This is a genomic window from Campylobacter sp. IFREMER_LSEM_CL1846 (assembly GCF_025772105.1).
Lineage (GTDB): Bacteria > Campylobacterota > Campylobacteria > Campylobacterales > Campylobacteraceae > Campylobacter_D > Campylobacter_D lari_D.
Genome location: NZ_JAKMRM010000007.1, coordinates 47,955 through 60,499, shown reverse-complemented (window position 1 = coordinate 60,499; position 12,545 = coordinate 47,955). Strand labels below are relative to the sequence as shown.

Sequence of the window (12,545 nt, the reverse complement as noted above, 5' to 3'; positions counted from 1 at the left end):
TTAATCTACTTTTTTGAAGATCACACAACCATTTGTTCCACCAAAACCAAAAGAATTGCTCATTACTACATTAACTTCGTTTTTTCTTGCAGTATTTGGTATATAGTCAAGATCACAATTTTCATCTGCTACGATTTGATTGATAGTTGGCGGTAATACACCTTGATCAAGCGCCATTAAAGAAATAACAGCTTCAATAGCACCAGCAGCACCCAAGCAATGACCTGTTTGACCTTTTGTAGAACTAACTAAAGGAATTTGATCTTTGAAAAGTTCTTTAATAGCTGCTGTTTCATTTTTATCATTTACTGGAGTAGAAGTTCCGTGTGCATTAATATAATCTACTTTTGGATTTCCTGCCATTTTTAAGGCTTTTTTCATAGCACGCAATGGCCCTTCTAAAGTAGGTGAAGTGATATGATGTGCATCTGCACTTTCGCCAAAACCTACCAACTCAGCATAAATTTTAGCTCCACGCTTTTTAGCAGCCTCATACTCTTCAAAAACCAAAGCACCAGCACCTTCACCCATCACAAAACCATCTCTTTCTTTATCAAATGGTCTTGAAGCCTTAGCTGGATCATCATTTCTAGTAGAAAGAGCTTTCATAGCAGCAAAGCCACCTATACCTACAGCACAAATAGCTGCTTCAGCTCCCACTACAAGCATTTTATCTGCATTGCCTAAAGCTATGCTTTTATAAGCTTCGCCTATAGCATGAGTTCCTGCTGCACAAGCAGTTACGCATGAGATATTTGGTCCTTGCAATCCATGCTCGATTGAAATAATCCCACCAAGCATATTAACTAAAGCTGATGGTATGAAAAAAGGAGTTATTTTGCGTGGTCCACGCTGTGCGCAAGTAACGGAATTTTTTTCTATATTTGGTAAACCACCTATACCAGCTGCTGAAACTACACCAAATTCTTCTTTGTTTAAAGTTTCATCAAATTTAGCATCTTCCATAGCTTCTCTTGCTGCTTTAATACCAAGTTGTATAAAACGATCTATCTTCTTAACCTCTTTAGCATCACAGACACTTAAAGGATCAAAATTTTTTACTTCAGCAGCAATTTGCACTGGAAAATCAGTGGTATCAAAAAGGGTGATTTTATCAACGCCACTTTTGCCATCACAAATTGCCTTAAATGAGCTATCTTTGTCTAAGCCAAGAGCATTGATCATTCCTATACCTGTTACTACAACGCGTTTCAAACCGCACTCCTTATTAAAAATTAAAATTATTTTTGAAGATTTTCTATATAATTAACAACATCTTCAATTTTTACTAGTTTTTCAGCATCACTGTCTGGAATTTCCACATCAAATTTTTCTTCTAAAGCCATAACTAATTCAACAACATCCAAAGAGTCAGCACCCAAATCTTCAATGATTTTAGATTCCATTTTAACTGCATCTTCATCAACACTAAGTTGCTCAACAACTACTTTTTTTACATCATCAAAAATTGCCATTTTTATCTCCTAGTTTAAAAAATTAAAACGCATTTTACAATAAAAAAATAAATTTCTTGTTTAAAAAGTTAAAAATTAAAGATTATTACGAAAAATTTAATTATCTGTGTTTAAATAAAAGCTTAAATTTTAGCAAAGGAAATTTATGCTTTTGGATAAACTTATAAAAGAAAATAAAAAAACTTGGGAGCAATACATCTATCATGAATTTGTAAAAAAACTTCAAAATGGTACTTTAAAAAAAGATACATTTTTGTTTTATCTTAAACAAGATTATATTTTTTTAAATAATTATGCAAAATGCTATGCTTTGCTTGCTTTAAATGCAAATAATGCTAAAGAAATTCAATTTGCCATTAAAAATCAAAACTACACTTTAGAAGGAGAATTGGAACTTCACAGAAGTATTTTAAAACTAGGCATTAATGTAGAAAAACTTGACTATAAAGATGAAAGTTTAACTAATATTGCTTATACAAGATACTTACTAAGTGTGGGACAAAATGGAGATTATTTGGATATGCTGTGTGCTTTGAGTGCTTGTGCTATAGGTTATGCATATATAGGGGAAGAAATTTATAAAGGACTTAATGAAAAAAGCTTAGAAAATCATCCTTACAAAGAGTGGATTTTAACCTATGCAGGTAAAGAATTTCAAGATGAAATTAAAGAATTTAAAGACTTTTTTAATTCTTATGCAAATAGCATTAGTGAAGAAAAATTTAAAAAATTAAACGAAATTTTTTATACTACTATAAGACTTGAAACGGCCTTTTGGCAACACTCTTTAGAGCAAAAAATGGAAATTTAATCATCATAAAGATGATTAAATTATCAATTTAGTAATATTAATCCCTACAAAAGCGATCAAATACGCACATAAAGATGTAAATATAAAAAGATACCATGCATATTTTTTATTTCCCGCTTCTTTAGCAAAAACTATAGTTGCTGCAAAGCAAGGATTATAAATCATAACAAAAAGTATAAAAGCTACTGCTGTGTTAAAAGGGATGTTTTCTTTTATAGCTTCTTGTAAATTTAAACTTGTCTCATCAACTTCATCACCTAAAGAATAAAGCACACCCATAGTAGAAATCATCACTTCTTTAGCCGCTAAACCACTTACCAAAGATACACTAAGTTTCCAATCAAAGCCAAGTGGTGCAAAAATAGGCTCTATTGCTTTGCCAAATTGTCCAAGATAACTATTTTCTATCTGAAACTCTTGAGTTAAAGCATCTTGAGTATTATTTTCTTGTGCAGGAAAATTACTTGCAAACCAAATAAGCAAAGAAGCTATTAAAATAAATGTTCCTGCTTTTTTTAAATACATTTTGGCTTTGTTAAACACCATAAACCATACCAAATTCCAATTTGGCATTCTATATTTTGGCATTTCCATTACAAAAGGTTCATCTTGTCCTCTAAAAGCGCTCATTCTTAAAATCTTAGCTGCAATCAAACCCAAAAACGCACCCAAAAGATAAATCCCAAAAAGATAATTTCCCGCCACATCAGTAGGAAAAAACACTCCAACAAAAAGCACATATACAGGAAGTCTTGCGCCACAACTCATAAAATTAATAATAAAAAGAGTTAATAGTCTATCTTTTTTATTTTTTAAAGTTCTTGTAGCCATAAATGCAGGTACTGAACAGCCAAAACCCGTGATTAAAGGGATAAAACTTTTACCATGTAAGCCAAATTTGTATAAAATTCCATCTAATAAAAATGCAACCCTAGCCATATATCCAGTTGTTTCAAGCAAGGCTATACCAAAAAATAAAATCATAATATTTGGTAAAAAAGTTATAACCGCACCGACTCCACCTAAAACACCATCAGCTAAGGCTGAAGCGATAAATTCATTGCTAATATTATTTTTTACCATATCACCTAAATTAGCAAAAAACATTTCTATATAATCCATAGGGATTTGACCTAAAGTAAAGGTTAGTTGAAATAAAGCCCACATAAAAAACAAAAATATAGGAATTCCTAAAAATTTATTGATTAAAATAGAGTCTATTTCTTTAGTATGATTTTTATACTTAACACCCTTACTTAAAACTTTAACACATATACCATTTGCAAAAGCAATCAGTTCTTCTTTAAAAATACTTTCCATATCTTTGCTATGATATGCCATATAAATTTTTTCTAAAGCTTCATCAAGTATTTTTCTCAAAGCGTGTGAAATGACTATATTGGCTTCATTTTTAAGTAAAGCAAGCGCCAAATCTTTTGTAGAAAAATCTAAATAAGTAATTTCATTTTGATTTAAAAATTCACTTATTTTTGCAAGTTCTTCTTCTATGATATCACTATAAACACGCTCTTTAGCTTCAAATTTAGCTTCATGGGTTGAAATGATTAAATCCAAAAGTGCATTTAGATTTTCTTTAGTTTTAGCGCACACGCCAAGACAAGGTGTATTTAGAAGTTGGGATAAAATTTTAAAATCTATACTAAAACCTTCATTTTTAGCTTCATCTTGCATATTTAAAGCCATAATCATTTTGATTTTAGCTTCTATTAAAGATGCACTCAAAATCAAATTACGCTCTAAATTTGTAGAATCAAGCACATTTACCACAAGATCAAATTTACCCTTTTTTAAAAAATCTTTTGTAATTTTTTCTTCTTCGCTATAACCATCTAATGCATAAGTTCCTGGTAAATCTATAAATTTAAACTCATAATTTTTATAAATTAATCTAGCCTCAGCCTTTTCAACCGTAACACCACTAAAATTTCCAACTTTCATATTAGCCTTGCAAAGTGCGTTAATTAATAAACTTTTACCAACATTTGGCTGACCTACTAAAGCAACGATGATTTCTTTCATTAAAACTCTTTTGAAATTTGTATTATTTTTGCTTCACTTGAGCGTAAAATCACGCAAGTTGTATCAAGTTCTACCATAATAGTAGAATTTGCTATAGAAGAGCGAATTTTTTTAACTTTTTTGTTTTTTGCAAAACCAAAACTAAAAAGTCTTGCTTGGAGTTGTTTATCTGCTTCAAAGCCTACTATAAAGGCTTCTTCATTGTCTTTTAATGTATCTAAAGTCATGTTTTTCCTTACAAAAACTAAGATAAGACATTATATAAAAAATTCAATTATTTATTTTTTAAAATAATAAGCAATCTCAAAAAATGAGATTGCTAGAAATCAAAATCATTTAGATTTTCTAAATTTTGAAGCTTTTTGACTAATTCCTCAGCCTTTTCTAAAGAAAGTGCTATGCTAGCATTAGAAAGAAATTTATCTTTTAATTCATCAAAACTTAAAGGATTATCAAAATTTCCTTTATTTATAAACACATCTTTTTTAATTACTCTTCCATCATTTAAAACAGCTTCTAAATGTCCTGGAAAGTATTTAGGGAAACCGCTAGATTTTTTCTTCTCATAGCTAATTTTTTTAGCAAATTCTATTAGTTCAGCTCTATTTAAATTTTCATAAGATTTTAAAGTAATTTTGCCATCAAAAAATGCCAAGGCCATTAAAAAAGGCATGGAAAATTTGGCCGCATAAGCACTTTGTGGAGTGTATTTTGCTTCTATTGGATCACAAATAAATGAAATTGGTACTTCATCTACAAAGCAATGCAAACTTTTGATATCTTGCGCTTTTAAGCCATCGTTCCTTAAACTCATAGCACAATCAATAAGCCCATGTGCAAAATGACAACTTGGATAAGGTTTTAACGAAACTTGCATTACTTGCCAAATTTCATTCAACCCCTTACAAAGTTCATTTTTATCACATTCATCTTCTAAGCCAAAAGTTCTAAAGATATTATCCCTTCCTTCAAATATACTCAAAGGACCGCTCATATTAGCTTTTGCGAAATTTGCTACTAAAATTCCATTTTTCAAAGCATTAGCTATGTGTAAAACTTTAGAATTAGAACCATTGGATAAAAACTCATTTACCCCACTTGCAAAACTTCCTGCTAAACCTAATGCATTAATGATTTGATCTTTGTTTAAATCAAGCAAAACACAACTTGCAGCCACACTACCAAAAATTCCTGCTATAGCTGTAGTATGAAAGCCGCATTTGTGGAAACTTCCTTTGCTTGCTATACCCACTCTAGCAGCAATTTCCCAACCAATAATAAAGGCTTTTAAAACTTTCTTTCCATCTTTATTTACGCTAAATCCATAAGTTAAACAAAGCGGGGTTAAAATAGCACTAGCGTGCAAAATAGCTTCAGTATGAGTATCATCAAAATCAAGGGCATGCGCTGCAATAGCATTTACCATCGCAGTATAAATTACATCAAGCTTTTTATCCCCACTCCAAATTTTTTCACTAGGATTTACGCTTAAAGCTTCAAAAGCCTTAGTTGCATTTAAAACACAAGCTTCATTTTTAGCAGCTAGGGCTGTTCCTAGTGCATCAAGCATAAGCTCTTTTGCTCTTTGTTTTACTTCACTAGGAATAGCTTCATAGTCTAAATTTACGATAAATTCGGCTAGTTTTTCACTTAAATACATTTTTTCCTACTTTAGAATTTGTGCATTAGCGATTTTTTCTAAGAACTCATCAACTAATTTTGGTGCATAACCTACATAAGTTGTAGCATCCATTAAAACATCAATGTCTTTTTCACTTAAAACCTTACTTACACGCTCATCTTCAAGTAAAACAACTTTAAAAGTTTTATGATTTTCTATACCTCTCATAGCATTTTCATAAACAATTTCATGTGCATGTTGCTTACCATAATGATCACTCAAAGCAAACATTACACGTTCTGCTAACACAAAGCCATTAAGCGTATCAAGATTTTTTAACATTTTGTCTTTTTTAACTTCTAAATCATCAAAGACAAATTTCATATTTGCTAATACCACTGAAAGCATTAAAAATGCTTCTGGTAAAAGCTTCCATTCCATTTTCCAAACTTGACCATCTCTTTCATGCTCATGTCTTTCTATATCGCTTAAAATTGCAATATTAGCTCTTAGGGCATTACTTACAGTCACTGCGTTTTCACTTACTGCGGGATTTCTTTTATGAGGCATAGTAGAACTTCCTACTTGACCTTTTCCAAAAGGCTCAGCAATTTCATCGATTTCATTATGAGCTAAGATTAAAAGTTGATGTGCAATTTTGTTAAAGGTTGCGTTGATATTACCTAAAACATAACCAAGCTCAATAAAACGATCTCTTGCTGGTTGCCATGAGATGTCAGGAACCTCTAAACCTAAACTTTCTAAAGTAAGTTTTTCTACTTCATTAGCCTTGTCACTTAAGCTTGCTTTAGTTCCCACTGCACCTACGATTAATCCTACATATAATCTTTTTTCAAGTTCGATAATTCTTTCATAGTGACGATTAAGCTCACTTAGCCAAATTGCAACTTTGTGTCCAAAAGTTATAGGTAAAGCTTGTAAAGCTAAAGTTCTTCCCATCATTGCAGTGTTCTTATGCTCTTTTGCGATTTTTGCTAAATTTTTAGCTATATCTTTTAAATCTTGTTTGATTAAAGCCATTGCTTCTTTAAATTGTAAAACTATGCCTGTGTCAATGATATCTTGTGTTGTTACACCAAAATGCACATATTCGCCAAGACCATTTTCACAAGCTTTTTCCAAACCTCTAACAGTAGGCACTAAAGGGTGTTTAGTCTTTTTAAACTCAGCAAAAATAAAACCCATATCCATAAATTTATAATGAGCCTTTTTAGCTATTTCTATAGCTGCTTCATTAGGGATAATACCAAGTTTTGCTTGAGCTTTTGCCAGGGCAGCTTCTACATCAAGCCATTTTTGAATTCTATTTTCTTCACTAAAAATAGCTCTCATTGCAGAGGTGCTCCAAGAATCTTGAAGCAACCTCATATCAAATACACTCACACCCATGTTTTATCCTTTAAAATTTATTTTTTCAAATGCTTGTTTTAAATCAGCAATCAAATCCTTACTATCTTCAAGACCTATATGAAATCTCACAAAAGGACCTCTAGCGCTCCAATCTGTTGCCGTTCTTGGTGGAGTAGTAACAGTAGCTAAACTCTCATATCCACCCCAGCTTGCACCGATTGAAAAATACTCTAAATTATCTACAAACAAAATAGCTTGTTCTTTTGAAATACCATCTGCAAATTCAATCGTTACCATACCATTAGCGCCTTTATGATCACGCATAAAAACTTCATGGTTTGGGTGAGTTTTTAATTTTGGATAAAAAATTGTTTTAACTTCTTTTCTACTTTGTAAAAACTCTACCACCTCATCTGCACTTTTTTCATGTGCTTTCATTCTTACATCTAAAGTTCTCATACCACGAAGCACTAAATAAGCATCATCAGGACTTGTAGTAAATCCTAAAGCTTCTGGCAATTTGTCAAAATTTTTCCATTCTTTTTCATTAATTACTACTATACCCATAGTAACATCCGAATGCCCACTTAAGTACTTAGTCGCTGCAATTACTGAAATATCTGCTCCAAGCTCAAGCGGATTTAAAAAATACCCACTTGAATAAGTATTATCAATCGCTACTGGTATGTTATGTTTGTGTGCAATTTCACAAAGTTTTGGTAAGTCTATGATTTCATAAAGTATAGAACCTGGACTTTCACAAAGGATTAATTTTGTGTTTGGTTTGATTTTTTCCTCTACATCAGAAGCATCAGCTTTTAAAAAGTCAATTTCTACACCCATTTTAGTTAAAAATAAATCACAAATTGTTCTAACAGGTCCATAAATAGCATCAGTGATTAAAAAATGAGCATCTTTACTAGCATAATTTAAAAGCACCATAGCTAATGCTGCAAGCCCTGTTGGGAAAAGTTGTGCTCTATAACCACCCTCAAGCTCACAAATAAGTTTTTCAAGTTCAAAATTTGTAGCTGTTCCTCTAGCACCATAACTTAAAACACGCTCATTTTTTCTTAGCTCGCGGTATTTTTGCCAAGTAGCATGATCTTTAAAAAGTATGGTTGATGCACGCATTAAGGTTGGATTAACTGATCTTGCTTCAGCGCTTTGATCGCCTCTTCCTAGGTGGATTAATTTAGTTTTATTATTCATTTTAAGTCCTTTTTTACAAATAAACATAAGTCATAATCACATTAACAATAGCAGCTACAAGCATAGGAATAGCTGTTCTTTTTACAACTTGCAATGGATTTACTTTAGCCATAGCTGAAATTGCCAAAATAGCTGGTGCAATAGGTGAAACACATCTACCAAAACCTGTCATGATTTGGATAGGTGCTATCATAGTTATAGTTTCAACTCCAAAAGATTTTGCTATATTTGGAATGAGTGGTGCAAAAGAAAAAAATGCTGCATTTCCTGAACCCATTAAAAATGCGCACACAGCAAGTAAAATAGAAACTGCTATGATGATAGCAAGCACTCCAAAACCTGCATCTTTTGCAAAATCTATTAAAGTATCTACAAAACCAACCGATAAAAGGCCACTTGCAAAAACTTGGCCACAAACGATCAAAGAAACCGTGATTACAAACAAATGTCCCATACCTTTGAAAAATACCATGATAGAATTTAAAGTATCAATTAAACTTTTATAACGAATGATTTCAAAAATAATTGCTATAAAAGTTGAAATCATCATAGCAACTGGCACATTCATTCTAATTGCAGTAGATGAAGCTGCTTTAACTTCTTCCATGGTAGTAAATCCCATTAACACCATAATGCTATCTAAAACACTACTAAAGCCCAAAATTAACACTAAAGGTATAATAGGTAAAATCGCATAAATTCTAGGTGGCTTTTTAAGCTCTTCACTTTTGCCATCATGTTCTGCTAATTCTTTTTCAACATCATCACGGTTAAATATGAAATTTTCTTTTTTATCAAAATATTTTGAGCAAAAATAAATCGCAATACCCACTGCTATGATAATAGGCACAGTTGTAGGAAGCTGATAATGCACAAAATATACCGCAGGATCAATTTCAGCTGTTTTTGCAGCTAAAATTACATTACCACTTCCTGGGCCATGGTCAATGTATTGACAAATAGCAATAATCGAAAGCGCAGAAAGCTTAGAAACACCTGAGCGCACTAAAATAGGGTACATTGTAACCATAAGCAAAAGTGCTAAACCTGCATGTGAAGGTATAAAAAGCACTAAAAACTGGATCACAAAATATGAAACCAACAATAAAACATAAGGTGATTTCACAGCTTTTAAAGGTCTTTCAAATACTTTAAATAAAGCATAACTTGCACCTACATGATCCATATAAGCAGAAAATCCTGCTATACACATTAAAGTAAGTCCAAGACCTGCTAGAGTACTTGACATTTTAGTATTTACTACTTGGAAAATATCAAAAAGACCTAAATGTAAAGATTGTTTTTCATTAATAATTGGAGAAAGTCCAAAAATTCCTGCTAAAGCTAACAAGAATAAACCACTTAAAAGCAACGCCATGTGGGCGTTGATTTTTTTATAGAGCATAAAAACAAGTAAAAATACAGAACATCCTGCAAAAAATAAACCCAACATGCTCTATCCTTTATGAGCAATAACCTCTATCTCCACTTTTGCTCCTTTAGGAAGATCTTTTACCGCAAAAGCACTTCTTGCAGGATATGGGGCTGCGAAAAATTCAGAATAAACCTCATTGAAAGCCAAAAAATCATCAATATTTGCTAAAAAGCAAGTCGTTTTAACTACATTATTAAAATAAAGATTATTTTCTTCTAATATAGCCTTGATATTTAACAATGATTGTCTTGTTTGTTCTTTTACATCTTCACTTTCTATGTTTCCACTTTGTGGATTAATAGGAAGTTGTCCTGAAATAAATAACAAACCATTAGCTTCTCTATAAGCTGAATATGGTCCTATAGCCTTTGGATAATTTGCCATGTATACTCCTTGTGTTTAAATGAAATCATAATATAATATTATCATCATAATAATAAATTGTCAATATTTTTTTATCATAATAATAATTTTTTTTATTGTTGTAAATATTAACAACTTTGATGAAAATATTTTGTAAAATAACAAAAAACAACAAAAAGGTCTAGATCATGGATGAACAACAAAAAGAATTATTTATCAAACTCACTCAATTTTTAGGGCAAGTTCTTGGAGATCAGTATGAAATAGTTTTTCATGTGATTTCACCTGAGGGTTCATATATAGCAGCCATTGCAAATAATCATATTAGCGGAAGGACAATCAATTCTCCATTAACCTCTTTTGCGAGTGAGCTTGTACAAGAAAAAGAGTATTTAAATAAAGATTTTTTATGTGATTACAAAGCAAAGGTTGGAAAGTCTAAGATCGTTACCGGATCAACCTTTTTTATAAAAAACCAAAATAAAATTGTAGGAATTTTATGTATAAATCACGACACCACAGAACTTAGAAATGCTATTAGTAAAATCATAGAACTAGAAAAAATTAATGATTTTAGTGATTTATTAGATATTCACAATCAAAACAATGTAAATTTACACAATGTGAGTAATATAGAAACACTTAGTCATTCTATAGAAGATATTCTAGCTGAAAACATAGACTTAAAATATTTAAATTCAGGATATAGCTTAAGCACTGAACAAAAAGATGAGATTATTAAAAAGCTTCATTCAAAGGGAATTTTTAATATAAAAGGAAGCATACCTATAGTTGCTAAGTCACTTAATATATCAGAACCTAGCGTCTATAGATATTTGCAAAAATTTAAAAATAGCCTTTAATAGCTAAAAAACTATTTGCGATATAAAATAAGCACTCACAACAGCACCAATGATTAAAGCAAAACCTGGTCTTAAATAAGAGTGATTGATCACAAATTTTCCTATTTTTGTTGTGCCTGTTCTATCAAAAGCCACACAAGCTATTTGATTAGCTCCTGGAACTATAAAATCTCCACTCACACAAGGATAAAGCACGATAAGAATTTGAGGAGGAATTCCCAAACTCACACCCAAGGGCATCAAAGCAGCTACTGTTGCAGCTGGAGAAAAAATCACCATAGAAAAGGCAAATAAAGCTACACCAAATAAATACGGATAATCTTCTACAATATGTGATAAAGAATCACTAAATAAAGGCTTGTAAGCTTCAAAAAATGTCCCTGTCATCCAAGCTATACCAAAAACCCCTACAACGCCTATAAGTCCTGATTTAAATACAGAAGCTTCACCAAGTTTATTAGCAGGAACTTTAGCAAAAAGCATAATTAAACAAGCTGTTGCAAGCATGATCATTTGAATTAAATTTGGGGTAGAAAGTCTTTCTATTTTACCATTTGCAAGCTCATAGTGAGGTAACAAATTTGTAAAAGTCCCAAAGAAAATAATGGTTAAAATCCCCAAAGCAAATATTAATAAAGCTCTTTTTACTTTAGGATCTGTTTCTTGTTTATCTTCTTGTTTATCTTGAGTTAAAAACTGATATTCCCCTGCTCTTACTCTTCTTTGAAATTCCTCATCTTGCTCAAGCTCTTTTCCTCTTTTAAAAACGCTCAAACAAGCACATATAACACCAATTAAAAATGCTGGCATTACCACAGCTAATATTTGAACAAGTCCTACACCACTAATGGCTAAAATGGCTACCATACCTGCAGTGGCTGCACTCATAGGAGAAGCTACCACTGCAATACCTGCTGCTATAACTGAAACTGAAAGTGGTCTTTCAGGACGAATTTTAGCTTGAGCAGCTACTTCAGCAATCACTGGATAAATAGAAAAAGCCACATAAGTAGTACCACAAAATATTGTAAATGTGGATGTGATTAATGGGCCCATAAAAACAATAGCTTGAGGTTTTTTCTTTAATGCTTTTTCAGCTATTTTTACTAGCAAATCAAGCCCGCCTGCGCTTTGCAAAACACTCACGCAAGTAATCACAGCAAGTATAATAAACACAACACTCACAGGAAGTGAAGCTGGTTGCATACCAAAAACTAACACCAAAATACACATACCAAGCCCACCTGCAACCCCAAGTCCTATACCACCATATCTACCACCTATGGCTATCATAGAAAAAATAATAAAAAGTTGAAGTATAAAAATAATATCCATCTAATCTTCGCCCTTATTG

General features: G+C 31.9%; 12 protein-coding genes. 2 read left to right on the top strand and 10 right to left on the bottom strand.

The window, feature by feature from the left end; genetic code table 11:
- Window positions 1–1,215: a beta-ketoacyl-ACP synthase II gene (locus L8W40_RS04725; RefSeq protein WP_263664799.1), complete on the bottom strand. Its 1,215-nt coding sequence runs from the start codon at window positions 1,213–1,215 to the stop codon at window positions 1–3.
- A gap of 26 nt (window positions 1,216–1,241) precedes the next feature.
- Complete coding sequence (acpP, locus tag L8W40_RS04720; protein ID WP_039617517.1) at window positions 1,242–1,475, bottom strand: acyl carrier protein; 234 nt, start codon at window positions 1,473–1,475, stop codon at window positions 1,242–1,244.
- Between the two features lie 145 nt (window positions 1,476–1,620).
- Here acpP and tenA point away from each other — a divergent pair, with 145 nt between their 5' ends.
- Window positions 1,621–2,286 (top strand): thiaminase II, encoded by a 666-nt coding sequence (gene tenA, locus L8W40_RS04715; protein WP_263664798.1) that lies wholly within the window; start codon window positions 1,621–1,623, stop codon window positions 2,284–2,286.
- Between the two features lie 15 nt (window positions 2,287–2,301).
- Here the strand turns inward: tenA and feoB are convergent, their stop codons facing one another.
- The 7 genes from feoB to L8W40_RS04680 form a co-directional block, all read right to left on the bottom strand.
- A complete protein-coding gene (feoB, locus tag L8W40_RS04710; protein ID WP_263664797.1) occupies window positions 2,302–4,326 on the bottom strand; it encodes a ferrous iron transport protein B in 2,025 nt (674 codons plus the stop codon).
- Window positions 4,326–4,553, bottom strand: a complete 228-nt coding sequence (locus L8W40_RS04705) for a FeoA family protein (protein WP_039627920.1) — start codon at window positions 4,551–4,553, stop codon at window positions 4,326–4,328. The genes feoB and L8W40_RS04705 overlap by 1 nt, the downstream gene beginning before the upstream one ends.
- A 92-nt stretch (window positions 4,554–4,645) precedes the next feature.
- The gene (locus L8W40_RS04700; protein WP_263664796.1) at window positions 4,646–5,986 is read right to left on the bottom strand and encodes an MmgE/PrpD family protein; all 1,341 of its coding nucleotides are present in this window, start codon (window positions 5,984–5,986) and stop codon (window positions 4,646–4,648) included.
- 6 nt (window positions 5,987–5,992) lie between these two features.
- On the bottom strand, window positions 5,993–7,357 hold the full coding sequence (purB, locus tag L8W40_RS04695) for an adenylosuccinate lyase (protein ID WP_263664795.1): 1,365 nt from the start codon (window positions 7,355–7,357) through the stop codon (window positions 5,993–5,995).
- A gap of 3 nt (window positions 7,358–7,360) precedes the next feature.
- Window positions 7,361–8,530 (bottom strand): trans-sulfuration enzyme family protein, encoded by a 1,170-nt coding sequence (locus tag L8W40_RS04690; RefSeq protein ID WP_263664794.1) that lies wholly within the window; start codon window positions 8,528–8,530, stop codon window positions 7,361–7,363.
- A 13-nt stretch (window positions 8,531–8,543) separates the two neighbouring features.
- Entirely contained in the window at window positions 8,544–9,983 is a 1,440-nt protein-coding gene (dcuC, locus tag L8W40_RS04685; protein WP_263664793.1) for a C4-dicarboxylate transporter DcuC, read from the bottom strand.
- A gap of 3 nt (window positions 9,984–9,986) precedes the next feature.
- Window positions 9,987–10,349, bottom strand: coding sequence for a Rid family detoxifying hydrolase (locus L8W40_RS04680; RefSeq protein WP_044598311.1), 363 nt, complete (start codon window positions 10,347–10,349; stop codon window positions 9,987–9,989).
- Between the two features lie 167 nt (window positions 10,350–10,516).
- Between L8W40_RS04680 and L8W40_RS04675 the strand changes: the two genes are divergently transcribed.
- Window positions 10,517–11,191: a transcriptional regulator gene (locus tag L8W40_RS04675; RefSeq protein WP_133319588.1), complete on the top strand. Its 675-nt coding sequence runs from the start codon at window positions 10,517–10,519 to the stop codon at window positions 11,189–11,191.
- A 3-nt stretch (window positions 11,192–11,194) separates the two neighbouring features.
- Here the strand turns inward: L8W40_RS04675 and L8W40_RS04670 are convergent, their stop codons facing one another.
- The gene (locus tag L8W40_RS04670) at window positions 11,195–12,526 is read right to left on the bottom strand and encodes an anaerobic C4-dicarboxylate transporter family protein (RefSeq protein WP_220566809.1); all 1,332 of its coding nucleotides are present in this window, start codon (window positions 12,524–12,526) and stop codon (window positions 11,195–11,197) included.
- Between the last annotated feature and the right edge of the window lie 19 nt (window positions 12,527–12,545).